Genomic DNA, 18,105 nt, shown 5'->3' on the forward strand with positions numbered 1-18,105 from the left:
TCCAGGGTCGGCCGTGCAGGCGGTACGGGCTCTCAGTACGCCGAGACGAGCTTCCCGTCCTCGACCTTCAGGTAGACGTCCACGTCGAACGTGTCCTCGCTCTTCTGCGCGTCGCCGAAGTAGTCCGTGTACGAGTACCCGATCCTGCCGTCCGCGGTGCTGGTCACCTCGACGAGTCCGCCCCCGGAGGACTGCACCTCGAGATCCGGCTTCGACCGGACGTCGTACTGCACCGCGCCGTCCGCGCCGTCCGCGTCGTACGGGCCGTACCAGGGGCAGCCGTCCGCGTAGCTGATGTCGGTCTTCGCCGCGCAGTCGTCGATGAGGTCCGACACGTACTGCTCGGCGTCGGTCTCGAGCTCCTTCGTGGGCTTCGCCTCGAAGTCGGCGTACGGCGAGCTCGACGACCCCACGCGGAGCGTCTCGGTGCCGCCGGTGAAGTACTCCGTGCCGCCGACCTCGACCTGGTAGCTGCCGGGGTAGGCGAGCGACGTGAAGGCGCCGTTCTCGATCTCGCCCACCTTCTTGCCGCCGATCGTCACGTCGGCGCCCTCGAGGACCGTTCCGGCCGTGATGGTCACGCGGTCCGTGAGCGGCTCCGTGACGCGCCACTCGTCCTTCACGAGGAACGACGTGCCGGTGCGCTCGAGGACGATCTGGCCGGAGCGCTGCGCGTCGCCCTGCCGGAAGGTGACGTTCGCGTACGCGGTGTCCCCGCTGGTCGACACCCGGCCGACGCGGACGTCGGTGGGACGGTCCTTCGCGCTCTGCAGCACGGCGGAGTCGAGCATCGAGGCGTCGCCGGTCACCTCGCTCAGGCTCGCCGCGGTGTCCGCGTCGCCCTGCGCGATGGCGTCGACGTACGACCGGGCCGTGGGTCCGGGGCCCCAGACGGTGGTGCGGAGCACGCCCGTGGTGATCGCTCCCGCCACGACGACCACGACGACCGCGCCGCCCGCGATGAGCGATCGCACGAGGACCTTCTTCGCGCGCGGGGACATCGGCGCGGGGGCGGGGGCGCCCTGGCCGACGAAGGGCTGGCTCGGGTGCGGCTGGCCGACCGGCGCATCGGGCTCGACGGGCTGGTCCGGCTGCGACGGGTCTGTCATGGCCGCCGGGGCCGCCGGGGCCGCCGCATCGGCGGGCACCGCCCACACCGGAGCGGCACCGTCGACCGGAGCGGTCGGCCGAGCCGGCACCGGCGCCGGCACCGGCGCCAGCACCGGGTCGGTCCCGACCACGCGCGCCGTCCGCAGCAGCACGCCGCCGCCGACGCGGGGGAGCAGCACGGGCGCGACGTACCGGGCGACGACCTCGATGGCCCCGCCCCAGAGCGCGAAGACGACGGGCGTCCAGGGCGTCACGCCGACCGAGCCGGACCCGCCGACCGCACTCGAACCGGTCACCTGGTAGGACACCACGCCGGTGCCGAGCACGAACAGCACGAGTCCGGCGACGAACCAGACCACGGGCGTCGCAACCCAGTCGAGCGTCGTGCGGACCCGGTCGTTCCGGCGCACCGCGAGCGCCAGACCGGCCACGAACGAGCTCACGACGACGAGCAGGACGACGAGCCAGGTCCAGCCGCCGGCGCCCGCGAAGACCGAGGCGTCGCTCCCGACGGCACCGAGTCCGGAGGTGCCGACCCCGCCGAGGAAGCCGAGCGCGGTCAGGGCGACGGCCGCGTTGCCGAGCAGCAGCGGCAGGGCGGCGCCCCACGACGGCTGCGCGACGAGCGCCACGACGACGAGCACGAGGGCGAGCAGGACGAGGAGCCCGCCGAGCTGCCACGCGGCGACCCGCAGGGCACCGAGTGCCCGGGCGACGGAGGTGCTCCGGCCGACGAGCAGCGACGGACGGGCGAGCAGCACCGCGAGGGTGCCGATCACGAACGACCCGAGCACGCTGCCGATCCCCACGGCGTGCACGGGGTCGATCTGCACCCCGGAGACGGCGGGGAACCGGATGGCGAGCACGAGGCCGGCGAGCGTGGTGACCGCGGTGGTCACGAGCCCGGCGACGACCGCCGTGACGACGAGCTGCGGGAGCGCGAGGACCCGGCTCCGGATGCGGCGCGTGAGCACGACCGCGAGCACGACCTGCGCCGCGAGCACCAGCACGGGCACGACGCCGACCGACCCCGACCCGGAACCGAGCAGCAGGATCGAACCGGAGCCGTGCAGCCGCCCGAGGTCCGCGAGGGCGACGAGCTGCGCCGGGGACCCCAGCAGCACGCTCACCCCCGACAGGAGCGACTGGACGTCGGGTGCCCCGGCCGACCCGAGGTCGGAGCCGCCGGTGCCGAGGCCGGACGACGAGCCCGTGGACACCGGACCGGAACCGGCGGCGGCCACGGCGACCGTCAGGAACAGCGAGATCGCCGCGACGACGTACGCCGCGACCCACCCGCCGAGGGCCGCGACGACGGCGGCGACCCAGTCACGACCGGGGACGGCGCGGAGCAGGCGACCGAGCGGGTCGGACGCGGCCGGCGCGGCTGACGGGGGCCCGGGCGGAACGGGCGGGACGGGCGACTGATCGCTCACGACGGTTGGGTCCTCTCTCGTCGAGAGGGCGGTGACGACCCCGTGCGTCACCTGCGTGTCCCCCCGACACGATGGACGCAGCGTACCGGAAGCCGTCGATCCGCCGTGAATCCGCTGTCGGCACGCTGGTAACTTCGGCACCGAACCCGGCGTTCGTGCCGGGCGGAACGGAGACCCCAGCACCCCATGGCAGCACCCCGCACCGAACAGACCCGCTACGCCTTCGTCGTCGCCTCGAACCGCCTGCCGGTCGACCGCATCGTCGACGAGGACGGCAACGAGGGCTGGCGGCACTCGCCCGGCGGCCTCGTCACCGCACTCGAGCCGGTGATGCGCGCGAACGACGGTGCCTGGGTCGGCTGGGTCGGCCAGCCCGACGTCGAGGTCGCCCCGTTCGACAACGAGGGCATCCACATCGTGCCCGTCCCGCTGAGCAACGACGACGTCGAGGAGTACTACGAGGGGTTCAGCAACGACACCCTCTGGCCGCTCTACCACGACGTCATCGAGCACCCGAGCTACCACCGCGACTGGTGGAACGCGTACAAGCGCGTGAACCAGCGCTTCGCCGAGCAGATCGCCGAGATCGTCGAGCAGGACGGCATCGTCTGGGTGCAGGACTACCAGCTGCAGCTCGTCCCCGCGCTCCTCCGCGAGCTCCGCCCGGACCTGACGATCGGCTTCTTCAACCACATACCGTTCCCGCCCGTCGGCATCTACGCCCAGCTGCCGTGGCGCGCACAGATCCTCGACGGCCTGCTCGGGGCGGACGTGATCGGCTTCCAGCGGCACGACGACGCGAGCGACTTCCTCCGGGCGGTCCGGCACATCAAGGGCTACACGACCAAGGGGCAGACGATCGACGTCCCCGTCGACGACCCGGACGCACCGCGCAGCCGCAAGGGCATCACGGTGCGGCACGTCGAGGCCCGGCACTTCCCGATCTCCATCGACGCCGCCGGCTTCGAGGAGATCGCGCACCGGCCCGAGGTGCAGGAGCGCGCCCGTGAGATCCGTGCGAGCCTCGGCAACCCGAAGACCGTGCTGCTCGGCGTCGACCGCCTCGACTACACGAAGGGCATCCGCCACCGGATCAAGGCCTTCGGCGAACTCGTCGAGGACGGTCGCATCGCGGTCGAGGACGCCACCCTCGTGCAGGTCGCCAGCCCGAGCCGCGAGCGCGTCGACACGTACGCCACGCTCCGCGACGAGATCGAGCTCACGGTCGGCCGCATCAACGGCGACCTCGGCGTGATCGGACACCAGCCGATCGCCTACCTGCACCACGGTTACCCGCGCGAGGAGATGGTGGCGCTCTACCTCGCCGCGGACATCATGCTCGTCACGGCCCTGCGTGACGGCATGAACCTCGTCGCGAAGGAGTACGTCGCAGCCCGGTTCGACAACGACGGCGTCCTCATCCTGTCCGAGTTCGCCGGTGCCGCCGACGAACTGAAGCAGGCCGTCATCGTCAACCCGCACGACATCGGCGCGCTGAAGGACTCGATCCAGCGCGCGATCGAGATGCCCCGACGCGAACGCTCGACCCGCATGCGGGCCCTCCGCAAGCGCGTCCGCGACAACGACGTGGCGCGCTGGTCGCGCTCGTTCCTCGAGGCGCTCGACCGCCACGCCCCGAAGAACGCGCAGATCGACCCCTCCGCGGCGGACCCGAAGGACCAGCACCGCGAGGCGCAGACGGACAACATGTCGATCTTCGACCAGGACGCCCAGACGGCGCGTGCTGCCGAGGACACCCGGGAGGCGCGTGATGCCTGAGGCGACCACCGACCAGACCGCCATCGACCGGGCCCTCGAGACGCTCGCGGCTGCGCCGCGACTCATCGTCGCCCTCGACTTCGACGGCACGCTCGCGCCGTTCGCCGACGACCCGTCGCAGGTCGGCGCGCTGCCCGGCTCGTGGGCGGCCGTCCTCACCCTGCACCGGGCGAAGGACACCGAGGTCGTCCTGGTCTCCGGGCGCCCGCTGGACAGCCTCGCCGCGGTGACGCACGCCCCCGCCGAGATGGCCCTCGTCGGGTCGCACGGCGTCGAGTGGCGCGTCGACGGGCACGACGAAGCGGCCCTCACCGACGACGAGCAGGCCCGGGTGGCCCGGATCGGCACCGCGCTCGACGCGGTCGGGGAGCGGTTCCCGGGTGTCGTCATCGAGCACAAGCCCGCCGGCCACGGCGTGCACACCCGCCGGGTGAGCGCCGAGGTCGCTGCCGAGGCGAACGCCGCCGCGAGTGCCGCCGCGCACGAGGCCGACCCGGACGTCCTCGAACGCGGGGGCAAGGACATCCTCGAGTTCGCCGTCCGGCACGTCACCAAGGGTGACGCGATCGCCCGGCTGCGCGACCTGCACGGCGCCGACGCGGTGTTCTTCGCCGGCGACGACGTCACCGACGAGGACGCCTTCCGGGTGCTCCGCGACGGCGACGTCGGCGTGAAGGTGGGGGAGGGCGACACGCTCGCCGGGTACCGGGTCGCCGACCCCGCGGCGCTCACCGACGTGCTGAAGCAGCTCGCCCGGATCCGCGCCACGCGCTGACCCGCAGCGACCAGGCGGACCCGCACCGCGCCTCCTGGACCGCCCGTCGCCCATGCGGATGCATGGAGTTGTCGGCTTGGTATCCCAACTGCGCCTAGACTCACCCCATGCCTGATATCGACGTCAAGCCGCGCAGCCGGGTCGTCACCGACGGGATCGAAGCAACCACCTCGCGTGGCATGCTGCGTGCCGTCGGGATGGGGGACGAGGACTGGGAGAAGCCGCAGATCGGCATCGCCTCCTCGTGGAACGAGATCACCCCGTGCAACCTCTCCCTCGACCGCCTCGCGCAGGGGGCGAAGGAGGGCGTCCACTCCGGGGGCGGGTACCCGCTCCAGTTCGGCACCATCTCCGTCTCCGACGGCATCTCGATGGGCCACGAGGGCATGCACTTCTCCCTCGTCTCGCGTGAGGTCATCGCCGACAGCGTCGAGACCGTCGTGAACGCCGAGCGACTGGACGGCACCGTCCTGCTCGCTGGGTGCGACAAGTCCCTGCCCGGCATGCTCATGGCGGCCGCGCGCCTCGACCTCGCGAGCGTCTTCCTCTACGCGGGCTCGGTCATGCCGGGCTACGTGAAGCAGGCCGACGGCTCCTTCAAGGAGGTCACGATCATCGACTCCTTCGAGGGCGTCGGCGCGTGCAAGGCCGGCACCATGTCGGAAGAGGAACTCAAGAAGATCGAGTGTGCGATCGTCCCGGGCGAGGGCGCCTGCGGCGGCATGTACACCGCGAACACCATGGCGTCGGTCGCCGAGGCCCTCGGCATGTCCCTCCCCGGCTCGGCAGCGCCGCCCAGCGCCGACCGTCGGCGTGACTACTACGCGCACCGCTCCGGCGAGGCCGTGGTCAACATGCTCCGCCTGGGCCTCACCGCGCGCCAGATCCTCACGAAGGAGGCGTTCGAGAACGCCATCGCCGTCGCCATGGCACTCGGAGGCTCCACGAACGTCGTCCTCCACCTCCTCGCGATCGCGCACGAGGCCGAGGTCGAGCTCTCCCTCGACGACTTCAACCGCATCGGCTCGAAGGTCCCGCACCTCGCCGACATGAAGCCGTTCGGCAAGTACGTCATGGTCGACGTGGACCGCAACGGCGGCATCCCGGTGATCATGAAGGCGCTGCTCGACGCCGGCCTGCTGCACGGCGACGTCATGACCGTCACCGGCAAGACCCTCGCCGAGAACCTGGCCGAGATCGACCCGCCGGAGCTCGACGGCGAGGTGTTCCGGACGCTCGACAACCCGATCCACGCCACCGGCGGCCTGACGATCCTGCAGGGCTCCTTCGCGCCGGAGGGCGCCGTGGTGAAGACGGCCGGCTTCGACGCCGAGGTCTTCGAGGGCCCCGCGCGGGTGTTCGACCGCGAGCGCGCCGCCATGGACGCCCTCACCGAGGGGAAGATCCAGAAGGGCGACGTCGTCGTCATCCGGTACGAGGGGCCCAAGGGCGGCCCGGGCATGCGCGAGATGCTCGCCATCACGGCGGCCATCAAGGGCGCTGGACTCGGCAAGGATGTACTACTGTTGACGGACGGACGATTCTCAGGCGGCACAACCGGCCTGTGCATCGGCCACATCGCACCGGAAGCGGTGGACGCAGGTCCAGTCGCATTCGTGCGCGATGGCGACCGCATCCGTGTCGACATCGCGGCTCGCTCGCTCGACCTACTGGTCGACGAAGCCGAGCTGGAAGCCCGCCGAGAAGGCTGGGCCCCGCTGCCCCCGCGCTACACCCGCGGAGTCCTCGCGAAGTTCGCGAAGCTCGTCCAGTCCGCCGCCAAGGGCGCGGTCACGGGCTAGCGTCGACACACGCACCATCGCCATCACTCCAGGCAAGGAACACCTCATGCCCACGGAAGCCACTCCGCTGTCCGCGGCCGCCGGTGCACGCCGGACGCCGGAGATCCTGACCGGCTCGGGAGCCGTCCTCCGGACGCTCGAGCACCTCGGGATCACCGACGTCTTCGGCCTGCCGGGCGGTGCGATCATCCCGTTCTACGACGAGCTCATGGCGTCGCAGACGATCCGCCACGTCCTCGTCCGGCACGAGCAGGGCGCCGGCCACGCCGCCGAGGGCTACGCCTCGGCGTCCGGCAAGGTCGGCGTCGCCATCGCGACCTCGGGCCCCGGCGCGACGAACCTCGTCACCGCGATCGCCGACGCCTACATGGACTCGGTGCCGTTCATAGCCATCACCGGCCAGGTCTTCTCGACCCTGATGGGGACGGACGCCTTCCAAGAAGCCGACATCGTCGGCATCACCATGCCGATCACGAAGCACTCGTTCCTCGTGACCGACCCGGCCGACGTGCCGGCGACCCTCGCCGCGGCGCACCTCATCGCGACGACCGGACGCCCCGGCCCCGTGCTGGTCGACATCACGAAGGACGCCCAGCAGAAGTCGGCGCCGTACGTCTGGCCGCCGAAGATCGACCTGCCCGGCTACCGTCCGGTCACCAAGGCGCACGGCAAGCAGATCACCGCAGCTGCGCAGCTCCTCGCCGAGTCCGAGCGTCCGGTGCTCTACGTCGGCGGCGGCGTGATCCGCTCCCGGGCGACCGCCGAGCTGCTCCGCTTCGCCGAGGCCACCGGTGCGCCGGTCGTCACGACGCTGATGGCACGGGGCGCTTTCCCCGACTCGCACCCGCAGCACCTCGGCATGCCCGGCATGCACGGCACCGTCCCGGCGGTGCTCGGCCTGCAGGACAGCGACCTCATCATCGCGCTCGGTGCCCGCTTCGACGACCGCGTGACCGGCAAGGCCGACGAGTTCGCGCCGAACGCCAAGGTCGTGCACGTCGACATCGACCCGGCCGAGATCTCGAAGATCCGCTTCGCCGACGTCCCGATCGTGGGCGACGCGAAAGAGGTCCTGGTCGACCTGCTCGACGCGTGGGGCGGCATCCCGACCGACCAGCGTGCGAGCACCGCCGAGTGGTGGGCGAAGCTCGAGCAGCTCAAGGTCGACTTCCCGCTCGGCTACGCGGAGCCGACGGACGGACTGCTCGCGCCGCAGGCCATCATCAAGCGCATCGGCGAGCTGAGCGGCCCCGAGGCGATCTACGCCTCCGGCGTCGGGCAGCACCAGATGTGGTCGGCGCAGTTCATCAAGTACGAGCGTCCGAACGCGTGGCTGAACTCCGGCGGTGCGGGCACGATGGGCTACTCCGTCCCCGCCGCGATGGGCGCGAAGGTCGCCGAGCCGGACCGCGTGGTCTGGGCGATCGACGGCGACGGCTGCTTCCAGATGACCAACCAGGAGCTCGCGACCTGCGTCATCAACGACATCCCGATCAAGGTCGCGATCATCAACAACTCGTCGCTCGGCATGGTGCGGCAGTGGCAGACGCTGTTCTACGACGGCCGCCACTCGTTCACCGACCTCGAGACCGGCCACGACTCGCGCCGCGTGCCCGACTTCGTGAAGCTGGCGGACGCGTACGGCGCCCTCGGCATCCGCGTCGAGAAGGCGGACGAGGTCGACGCCGCCATCCAGCTCGCCCTCGAGACGAACGACCGCCCCGTGGTGATCGACTTCGTCGTGAGCCGCGACTCGATGGTCTGGCCGATGGTCCCGCAGGGAGTCAGCAACTCGTCCATCGAGTACGCCCAGGCCCTCGCCCCCACCTGGGACGACGAGGACGCCGACATGACGGGGGAAACCGCATGAGCCACGTCCTCTCCCTCCTCGTCGAGGACAAGCCGGGTCTGCTGACCCGCGTCGCCGGGCTGTTCGCGCGCCGCGGGTTCAACATCGAGTCCCTCGCGGTCGGCAACACCGAGGTCGACGGCCTCAGCCGGATCACGGTCGTCGTCGACGTCGAGGACCTCCCGCTCGAGCAGGTGACGAAGCAGCTCAACAAGCTGGTCAACGTCATCAAGATCGTCGAGCTGGACTTCTCCCAGTCCGTCCAGCGCGAGCACATGCTCGTGAAGGTGCGGGTGGACAACCAGACGCGCTCGGCCGTGCTCGAGGCAGTGAACCTGTTCCGTGCGCAGGTCGTCGACGTCGCGAACGACTCGCTCATCGTCGAGGTGACCGGCGACCCCGGCAAGATCCAGGCGATCCTCCGCGTGCTCGAGCCCTACGGCATCAAGGAGCTCGCCCGTGCGGGCCTCCTCGGCATGGGCCGTGGGCCCAAGAGCATCACCGACCGGGTGCGCTGACCGCGACCCGTGACGGACCGGAGGCGCGGGTCGCCACCCGCACCGCGCCTCCAGTCCGTCTCCTCCCGACTCACCGCAACCAACGCTTCCCGAACCGACCACAGGAGAACCACCACCGTGACTGACATCGTGTACGACGCCGACGCCGACCTGACGCTCATCCAGGGCAAGAAGGTCGCCGTCATCGGGTACGGCTCGCAGGGCCACGCCCACGCCCTCAACCTCCGCGACAGCGGCGTCGAGGTCAAGATCGGCCTGCAGGAGGGCTCGAAGAGCCGCCAGAAGGCGGAAGAAGCCGGCTTCGAGGTCCTCACCCCGGCCGACGCCACGGCCTGGGCGGACGTCGTCGTCATCCTCGCGCCGGACCAGGTCCAGCGCATCGTCTACAAGGACGACATCGAGCCCAACCTCAAGCCGGGCGCCACGCTCGTCTTCGGCCACGGCTTCAACATCCGCTTCGGCTACATCCAGGCGCCGGAGGGCGTCGACGTGTCGCTCGTCGCCCCCAAGGGCCCGGGGCACACCGTGCGCCGCGAGTACGAGGCCGGCCGCGGCGTCCCCGTGATCGTCGCCGTCGAGGTCGACGCGTCCGGCTCCGCCTGGGACCTCGCGTGGTCGTACTCGAAGGCCATCGGCGGCCTCCGCTCCGGCGGCATCAAGACGACCTTCACCGAGGAGACCGAGACCGACCTGTTCGGCGAGCAGGCCGTCCTGTGCGGTGGCACCTCGCAGCTCATCCAGTACGGCTTCGAGACCCTGGTCGAGGCCGGCTACCAGCCGCAGATCGCCTACTTCGAGGTCCTGCACGAGCTCAAGCTCATCGTCGACCTCATCTGGGAGGGCGGCCTCACGAAGCAGCGCTGGTCGATCTCCGACACGGCCGAGTTCGGTGACTACGTCTCCGGCCCGCGCGTGATCTCGCCCGAGGTCAAGGAGAACATGAAGGCCGTCCTCGCGGACATCCAGAACGGTGCCTTCGCGAAGCGCTTCATCGACGACCAGGACGCCGGCGCGCCGGAGTTCAAGGCACTCCGCGCGAAGGGCGAGGGCCACCCGATCGAGGCGACCGGTCGCGAGCTGCGCGCCCTCTTCGCGTGGAAGTCGAACGACGCCGACTACGTGGACGGTTCCGCCGCGCGGTAGTCTTCGCAACACCACTCGACGACGAGGCGGCGGTGCACCCGCACCGCCGCCTCGCGATGTGACCCGAACGTTATGCAGCACTTCACCACCAGCCCCGACGCCGCCCACCGGCGTCCCCTCGGCGTTCCCGGGGACGTTTCGCGACGACCGTCGTCCGGCCCGGACATGGGCGGTCCTCAGGTCGTCGTCCAGCATGGGAGGATCGTCGGATGGCGGTGACGAAGCGAGCGGTCCACATCGGCGCCGGCAAGATCGGACGCGGGTTCGTGGGGCAGTTCCTGGTCGCGAGCGGCTACGAGCTCACCTTCGTGGACGTCGACGACCGCGTCGTCTCGGCACTGAACGAAGCCGGCCGGTTCGTCGTGCACGAGGTCGGCGAGATGCCGGTCGAGCACCTCGTCTACGGGTTCACGGCCCTCAGCAGCAAGACCGACCGCGAGCAGGTCGTCCGGGCCATCGCCGAGGCCGACGTCGTCACGACCGCGGTCGGCGCCCGCACCCTCCCGCTCGTCGCCCCCGTCATCGCGGAGGGGCTGGCGGCCCGGCCGCTCGACCGTGGCGACGTCACGATCGTGGCGTGCGAGAACGCCTTCAACGCGACGGACTCCCTGCACGCCAGCATCCGTCGAGCCCCCATCCTCGAGGACCGCGACATCGCCGCCGTCTTCGCGAACTGCGCCATCGACCGCATCGTCCCCGACCAGTCCGGGGTGCTCGGCCAGTCCGGCGGCCTCGACGTCGTGCTCGAGCCGTTCTACGAGTGGGTCATCGAGCGCACGCCCTTCGCCGACTCGGACGCCGAGCCGCCCGCGATCGACGGCGTGACCTGGGTCGACGACCTGCAGCCGTTCGTCGAGCGCAAGCTCTACACGGTGAACACCGCGCACGCGACGGCCGCCTACCACGGCTACGTCCGGGGCATCCGCCTCATCCGCGAGGCCCTCGAGGACGAGGCCGTCCGCGCCGAGGTCGACGGCGTCCTCGCCGAGACCACCGCGCTCCTCGTCGCCAAGCACGGCTTCGACCCGGAGGAGCACGCGCGCTACGTCGCCGCGAACCTCTCCCGCATCGCGAACCCGCACCTCCCGGACACGACCGTCCGCGTCGGACGCAACCCGCTCCGGAAGCTCGGCCGCCGCGAGCGCTTCGTCGGCCCGGCCGCGCAGCTCGCCGAACGCGGGCTCCCCGTCGACCACCTGCTCGGCGCCGTGCGCGTCGCGCTCGACTTCGACGACGAGAACGACCCCGAGTCGATCGAGCTGCACGCGCTGCTCCGCTCGGGTGCGACGGCACACGCCCTCACCGAGATCCTCACCGGCCTGATGGAGAGCCACCCGCTGTTCCCCGCGGTGCGCGAGGTCGTCGCCGAGGTCCTCGAGACCCAGCCCGCCGACGTCTGACGAGCGGCCGTACCGGTCGTCCGTGGTCGAGCCGGAGCGGCACGCCTCGTAGAATCGAGGCATGACCACGGCAGCATCCCCGCCCGACGGCTCGGTCGACCACGACGACGACGCCCTCAGCTGGGGCGACGCCGACGACGCGACCCACGTCGACGCGGCGCACAACCCGGTCACCGTCAAGGAACGCTCCGGCCGTGACCCCGAGGCCCCAGAGACCTCCGGCGCGCTCATCGGGTTCGGCGTCTTCGGTGGCCTGTACCTGCTCTACACGGTGGCCTGGCTGCTCACGGCCTCGACCTCGTACGTCTCGGACGTCGACACCGTGCTGACCGTCTTCGTCGAGGTCCTCCGGTTCCTGTCGATCGTCGCGCCCGCGCTGTGGTTCACCGTCGTGCTCTGGGCCGGCCGTGGACAGCGCACGCGGAGCCGTCTGCTGTGGATGCTGCTCGGCGCCCTCGTCCTCTTCCCGTGGCCGTTCCTCATGACACGGAGCTTCGGGTGACCGCCGCGACGCCGACCGTCCGTCGGTCGTCCCGGGCGTTCGTCGGCAAGGTCGTCGTCTGGCTCGTGTTCGCCCTGCTGTTCGCGTACATGACCGTGCAGAGCGTCGGCAACCTCGTGACCGTCTCGCAGTCCGTCCGCGCGTTCAACGCGTTCCTCGGCACGACGTCCGGCGGCGACTCGCTGGCCCGCAGCACCCCGTGGGTGTGGCTCGTGCTGGACATCGCGATCGCGCCGATCGCGTTCGTCGTCGCGCTGTGGGTGAGTCGTCGCGCGCGGCTCGCGGTGACGATCGGCGTCTTCGTCCTCGCGTTCGCCGCCGCCGGCGCGCTGTGGCTCGATCTGCAGCTCTTCGTGCCGCGGCTGCTGGATTTCTGACGGTCCGTCCGACGGCCAGGAGGCGCGGTGCCGGCTGGTACCGCGCCTCCCGTCCGTCGTGTGGTCGCCCACCGGACCGCCCCTGCGGTCGTAACCACGTGCGCACGTCGATACGATGGTGGGATACCGCCCGTCTCGTGTGAGGAAACTGCAGCTGTGCCGAAGCCGGTCGTCCTGATCGCCGAAGAACTCTCGCCCGCCACAGTCGACGCCCTCGGGCCCGACTTCGAGATCCGGAACGTGGACGGTACCGACCGCCCCGCCCTCCTGGCCTCCCTCGCCGATGCGCACGCCATCCTGGTGCGCTCCGCCACCAAGGTCGACGCCGAGGCGATCGCCGCGGCCCCGAACCTCAAGGTCGTCGCCCGTGCCGGTGTCGGCCTCGACAACGTCGACATCAAGGCGGCCACCACCGCCGGGGTGATGGTCGTCAACGCGCCGACCTCGAACATCATCTCCGCCGCCGAGCTCACGGTCGGCCACATCCTGTCGCTCGCGCGCCACATCCCGGCCGCGCACGCGTCGCTCGCCGCCGGCACCTGGAAGCGCTCCGCGTACACCGGTGTCGAGCTGTACGAGAAGACCGTCGGCATCATCGGCCTCGGCCGCATCGGTGCGCTCATCACCCAGCGCCTGCAGGCGTTCGGCGTCCAGGTGATCGCGTACGACCCGTACGTCACCACGGCCCGTGCCCAGCAGCTCGGGGTCGAGCTCGTCTCGCTCGAGGACCTGCTCAAGCGCGCCGACTTCACCACGATCCACATGCCGAAGACGCCGGAGACGGTCGGCATGATCTCGGACGACCAGTTCGCGCTCATGAAGCCGACCGCGTTCGTCGTGAACGTCGCCCGTGGCGGACTGATCGACGAGGACGCGCTGCACCGTGCGCTCACCTCGAACACGATCGCCGGCGCCGGTCTCGACGTCTTCGTGTCCGAGCCCCCGAAGGACTCGCCGCTCGTCGCGCTCCCGAACGTCGTCGTCACGCCGCACCTCGGTGCCTCGACGGACGAAGCGCAGGAGAAGGCGGGCGTCTCGGTCGCCAAGTCCGTGCGGCTCGCCCTCGGCGGCGAACTCGTCCCCGACGCGGTCAACGTCGCCGGTGGCGTCATCGACCCGTACGTGCGCCCCGGCATCCCGCTCGTCGAGAAGCTCGGTCAGGTGTTCACCGGCCTCGCCACGTCGCCCGTCACCAGCATCGACGTCGAGGTGCACGGCGAGCTCGCCGAGTTCGACGTCAGCGTGCTGAAGCTCGCTGCGCTCAAGGGCGTCTTCACCGACGTCGTCAGCGACCAGGTGTCCTACGTGAACGCACCGTTGATCGCCGAGCAGCGCGGGGTCACCGTGCGGCTCATCACCGACTCGGACAGCCCCGAGTACCGGAACGTGCTCACGATCCGCGGGGCCCAGTCCGACGGCCCGGCGATCAGCGTGTCCGGCACGCTCACCGGCCCGAAGCAGGTCGCGAAGCTCGTCGAGATCAACGGTCACGACGTCGAGGTCGCCCTCGCCGAGCACCACGTGGTGATGGAGTACACCGACCGGCCCGGCATCGTCGCGGTCTACGGCAAGGAGTTCGGCGACGCCGGCATCAACATCGCGGCGATGCAGATCTCGCGGGAAGCCGCCGGCGGCCAGGCGCTGAGCGTCCTCACCGTCGACTCGCCGGTCCCGGCCGAGATCCTCGAGCACGTCCGGTCCACGATCGACGCGGCCTCGCTCCGCGAGATCGACATCACGCTGTAGGGGAGTGGCGGACATGACGCAGACGGTGAAGCTCGCGGTGATCCGCGGGGACGGCATCGGACCCGAGGTGGTCGACGAGGCGCTGAAGGTCCTGCACGCCGTGCTGCCGGACGACCTCGTGGTGGAGGAGACCCCGTTCTCCCTCGGTGCCGACCGGTTCCTCGCGACCGGTGACATCCTCACCGAGGACGACATGTCCGCCATCGCCACCCACGACGCGATCCTGCTCGGCGCGGTCGGCGGCGACCCCCGCGACCCCCGGCTCGCCGGCGGGATCATCGAGCGCGGGCTGCTGCTGAAGCTGCGGTTCGCCTTCGACCACTACGTGAACCTGCGCCCGACCGTCGTCTACCCGTCGGTGACGACGCCGCTGACGTCCCCCGGTGACGTCGACTTCGTGGTCGTGCGCGAGGGCACCGAGGGACCGTACGTCGGCAACGGCGGTGCCATCCGCGTCGGGACCCCGCAGGAGATCGCGACCGAGGTCTCGTTGAACACCGCGTACGGCGTCGAGCGCGTCGTCCGGTACGCGTTCGAGCTGGCGGACCGCCGGCCGCGCAGGCACCTCACGCTCGTGCACAAGAGCAACGTCCTGGTGCACGCCGGAGCCCTCTGGCAGCGCACCGTCGCGGCCGTCGGGCAGGAGTACCCGGACGTCACGGTGGACTACCAGCACGTCGACGCCGTCACCATCCACATGGTGCGGGAACCTGCTAGGTTCGACGTCATCGTCACCGACAACCTCTTCGGGGACATCATCACCGACCTGGCCGGCGCGATCAGCGGCGGCATCGGTCTGGCGGCCTCGGGCAACATCAACCCGGACGGCACCTTCCCCAGCATGTTCGAGCCGGTCCACGGCTCCGCGCCGGACATCGCGGGTCAGCAGAAGGCCGATCCCACGGCCGCCATCCTGTCCGTCGCACTGCTGCTCGACCACATCGGTCGCAGCGACCTCGCGGCGGCGGTCACGCGGGCGGTCGAGGCCGACCTCGCCGACCGGGGCACCTCGCAGCGTCGCACGGCCGAGATCGGCGACGCCATCGCCGCCGCGGCCACGGCACGCACCACCACCGCCTGACAGGAGTCTCCCCGTATGAGCACCGACACCGACTTCGGACTCGCGTTCGCCACCACCCCTTCACCCGAGCGCCGTGCCGCCGCCGAGCGCGAGGAGATCCTCGCCGACCCTGGCTTCGGCAAGCACTTCACGGACCACATGGCCACCGTGCAGTGGACGCTGGACGCCGGGTGGCACGATGCCTCGGTCCACCCGTACGGGCCGATCAGCCTCGACCCCAGCGCGAGCGTCCTGCACTACGCGCAGGAGATCTTCGAGGGGCTGAAGGCCTACCGGCACGCCGACGGCTCGGTCTGGACGTTCCGCCCGGACGCCAACGCCAAGCGCTTCCAGCGGTCCGCGCGGCGGCTCGCGCTGCCGGAGCTGCCGGTGGAGACCTTCGTGGACTCCATCCGCGAGCTGGTCCGGACCGACGTCGACTGGGTGCCCTCGGCGGCCGAGACGAGCCTGTACCTGCGGCCGTTCATGATCGCGACCGAGTCGTTCCTGGGGGTGCGTGCGGCACAGGCGGTGGCGTACCACTGCATCGCGAGCCCGGCGGGAGCGTACTTCACCTCCGGACCGAAGCCGGTGTCGATCTGGCTGTCCACGAACTACGCCCGGGCCGGCAAGGGCGGCACGGGTGCGGCGAAGACCGGCGGCAACTACGCCTCGTCCCTCCTGCCCCAGCAAGAGGCGTACGAGCACGGCTGCCAGCAGGTCATGTTCCTCGACTCGGTCGAGGGCAAGTACCTCGAAGAACTCGGCGGCATGAACGTCGTGCTGGTGAAGGCGGACGGCACGCTCGTCACGCCGGACTCCGACTCCATCCTCGAGGGCATCACGCGCGACTCGATCCTGCAGCTGGCGGAGGACCGCGGGCTGCGCGTCGAACGCCGTCGGGTGACCCTCGACGAGTGGCGCGACGGTGTCGAGGACGGCTCCATCACCGAGGCCTTCGCGTGCGGGACCGCCGCCGTCGTGACCCCGATCGCGGAACTCCGCGGCGAGGGCTTCACGATCGGGTCGCCGACCGTCGGGGCCGGCGAGCTGACGATGTCCCTGCGCGACGAACTCACCGACATCCAGTACGGCCGCCGTCCCGACCCGCACGGGTGGATGACGCGCCTGACCGACCCGGCCTGAACGCACACCACACGTCGATAGGCTCCAACGGTGAAGATCGCACGGTTCAGCAGCAAGGGCGAAGACCCCCGGTACGGCATCCTCGACGAGCGCGACCTGGTCGTGCTGGCGGGTGACCCGATGTACCAGGGGTTCGAGACCACGGGGGAGCGGGTGCCCCTGGCGGACGCCAAGCTCCTCGCCCCCGTCATCCCGCGGTCGAAGGTGATCGGCGTGGGGCTCAACTACGCCGAGCACGCGTCCGAGATGGACGAGCGCTCCGGGGACGACCCGGTGGTGTTCCTCAAGCCCAACACGTCGGTGATCGGCCCCGAGGACCCGATCCGTCTCCCCGCCGGGGTCGGACGCGTCGACCACGAGGGCGAGCTCGCCATCGTGATCGGCTCGCTCGCGAAGAACGTCACGCGCGAGGACTTCGCGAGCGTGATCCTCGGCTACACGATCGCCAACGACGTGACCGCCCGTGACCTGCAGGCGCGCGACGGCCAGTGGACACGGTCCAAGGGCTTCGACACCTTCTGCCCGCTCGGGCCGGCGATCGAGACCGAGATCGACCCGTCGGACATCCGCATCGAGACCCGCGTGGACGGCGACCTGCGCCAGGTGGGTTCGACGAGCGAGATGGTGCACGACATCCCGTCCCTCATCGAGTTCGTCTCGTCGATCTGGACGCTCCTGCCCGGCGACGTCATCCTGACCGGCACCCCTGCCGGCGTCGGTGAGATCCGCGACGGCGAGGTCGTCGAGGTGACGATCGAGGGGATCGGCACACTGAAGAACCCGGTCATCGCCAAGCACTGACACGCGTCACCGAACGGTCCGCTCCCACCGTGGGGGCGGGCCGTTCCGCGTCTCCGCGCGGATCAGCCCCTGCGACACGCCCGGGGTGCGGGACGGTTGGCGGGCCCCCCGGGGCGTGTGTAGAGTAATCACTCGTTGCCGCTGAGGCGGAGAACGGAACGGCCGAGACGGTCACCGGAGCGAACGCCCCGGAGATGCAGTCCGGACGGGGTCCCGCTCAGGCAACGAATCCCGATGACGATCCACTCTCGAAGTGGTCTGTTCGGGGTGAGACGAAATGCCTCTCTGACGATGCTCGTGTTCCACGGGTCGAGTGGGGAGTGCGTCTGGTCCTTGAGAACTCAACAGCGTGCACATTGTCAATGCCAATTTATTGACCCCGTGACTCATCAGCTTGCTGGTGGGTTCGGAGACAATTCCTTTTGGATTGAAGATTGTCAGTAGACAGTCAACAGTCAGAATCAACTCGCTGGCATCTTCGGGTGTTGGTTGTAATTTTTTTACGGAGAGTTTGATCCTGGCTCAGGACGAACGCTGGCGGCGTGCTTAACACATGCAAGTCGAACGATGATGCCCAGCTTGCTGGGTGGATTAGTGGCGAACGGGTGAGTAACACGTGAGTAACCTGCCCCTGACTCTGGGATAAGCGTTGGAAACGACG

14 protein-coding genes and 1 rRNA gene are annotated in these 18,105 nt (G+C 70.4%); 14 read left to right on the forward strand and 1 reads right to left on the reverse strand.

All coding sequences use genetic code 11. The features are described from left to right. Positions 1 to 32 precede the first annotated feature (32 nt). Entirely contained in the window at positions 33 to 2,546 is a 2,514-nt protein-coding gene (locus BM028_RS11310; RefSeq protein ID WP_139219811.1) for a hypothetical protein, read from the reverse strand. A 186-nt stretch (positions 2,547 to 2,732) separates the two neighbouring features. Between BM028_RS11310 and otsA the strand changes: the two genes are divergently transcribed. From otsA to BM028_RS11380, 14 genes are all read left to right on the forward strand, one after another. Next, on the forward strand, positions 2,733 to 4,325 hold the full coding sequence (gene otsA, locus BM028_RS11315) for an alpha,alpha-trehalose-phosphate synthase (UDP-forming) (RefSeq protein WP_070418525.1): 1,593 nt from the start codon (positions 2,733 to 2,735) through the stop codon (positions 4,323 to 4,325). Beyond that, positions 4,318 to 5,100, forward strand: a complete 783-nt coding sequence (gene otsB / locus BM028_RS11320; RefSeq protein WP_092386562.1) for a trehalose-phosphatase — start codon at positions 4,318 to 4,320, stop codon at positions 5,098 to 5,100. The genes otsA and otsB overlap by 8 nt, the downstream gene beginning before the upstream one ends. A gap of 107 nt (positions 5,101 to 5,207) precedes the next feature. Beyond that, positions 5,208 to 6,902: a dihydroxy-acid dehydratase gene (gene ilvD / locus BM028_RS11325; RefSeq protein WP_070418527.1), complete on the forward strand. Its 1,695-nt coding sequence runs from the start codon at positions 5,208 to 5,210 to the stop codon at positions 6,900 to 6,902. A 46-nt stretch (positions 6,903 to 6,948) separates the two neighbouring features. After that, the gene (locus BM028_RS11330) at positions 6,949 to 8,772 is read left to right on the forward strand and encodes an acetolactate synthase large subunit (RefSeq protein WP_070418528.1); all 1,824 of its coding nucleotides are present in this window, start codon (positions 6,949 to 6,951) and stop codon (positions 8,770 to 8,772) included. Then, entirely contained in the window at positions 8,769 to 9,269 is a 501-nt protein-coding gene (ilvN, locus tag BM028_RS11335) for an acetolactate synthase small subunit (protein WP_022907763.1), read from the forward strand. The genes BM028_RS11330 and ilvN overlap by 4 nt, the downstream gene beginning before the upstream one ends. A gap of 117 nt (positions 9,270 to 9,386) precedes the next feature. After that, positions 9,387 to 10,412, forward strand: a complete 1,026-nt coding sequence (gene ilvC / locus BM028_RS11340; RefSeq protein WP_070418529.1) for a ketol-acid reductoisomerase — start codon at positions 9,387 to 9,389, stop codon at positions 10,410 to 10,412. Positions 10,413 to 10,621: 209 nt separating this feature from the next. Continuing rightward, complete coding sequence (locus tag BM028_RS11345) at positions 10,622 to 11,812, forward strand: mannitol-1-phosphate 5-dehydrogenase (RefSeq protein WP_070418530.1); 1,191 nt, start codon at positions 10,622 to 10,624, stop codon at positions 11,810 to 11,812. A 61-nt stretch (positions 11,813 to 11,873) separates the two neighbouring features. Next, the gene (locus BM028_RS11350) at positions 11,874 to 12,314 is read left to right on the forward strand and encodes a hypothetical protein (RefSeq protein WP_070418531.1); all 441 of its coding nucleotides are present in this window, start codon (positions 11,874 to 11,876) and stop codon (positions 12,312 to 12,314) included. Next, entirely contained in the window at positions 12,311 to 12,691 is a 381-nt protein-coding gene (locus BM028_RS11355) for a hypothetical protein (protein ID WP_070418532.1), read from the forward strand. Before BM028_RS11350 ends, BM028_RS11355 begins: the two co-directional genes overlap by 4 nt. Before the next feature lie 156 nt (positions 12,692 to 12,847). Continuing rightward, entirely contained in the window at positions 12,848 to 14,437 is a 1,590-nt protein-coding gene (serA, locus tag BM028_RS11360) for a phosphoglycerate dehydrogenase (protein WP_071294936.1), read from the forward strand. 13 nt (positions 14,438 to 14,450) lie between these two features. Further along, positions 14,451 to 15,518 carry a 3-isopropylmalate dehydrogenase gene (locus BM028_RS11365; RefSeq protein ID WP_092386685.1) on the forward strand — a complete coding sequence of 356 codons (1,068 nt, stop codon included), beginning with the start codon at positions 14,451 to 14,453 and terminating at the stop codon, positions 15,516 to 15,518. Positions 15,519 to 15,533: 15 nt separating this feature from the next. Next, positions 15,534 to 16,643, forward strand: coding sequence for a branched-chain amino acid aminotransferase (locus BM028_RS11370; RefSeq protein WP_092386564.1), 1,110 nt, complete (start codon positions 15,534 to 15,536; stop codon positions 16,641 to 16,643). A 30-nt stretch (positions 16,644 to 16,673) separates the two neighbouring features. Then, positions 16,674 to 17,444: a fumarylacetoacetate hydrolase family protein gene (locus tag BM028_RS11375; protein WP_070418535.1), complete on the forward strand. Its 771-nt coding sequence runs from the start codon at positions 16,674 to 16,676 to the stop codon at positions 17,442 to 17,444. Positions 17,445 to 17,943: 499 nt separating this feature from the next. Further along, positions 17,944 to 18,105: ribosomal RNA gene (locus BM028_RS11380) — 16S ribosomal RNA — on the forward strand; the annotation flags it as partial.

Origin of the sequence: Curtobacterium sp. YR515, assembly GCF_900113095.1 — a bacterium.
Classification (GTDB): Bacteria; Actinomycetota; Actinomycetes; order Actinomycetales; family Microbacteriaceae; genus Curtobacterium.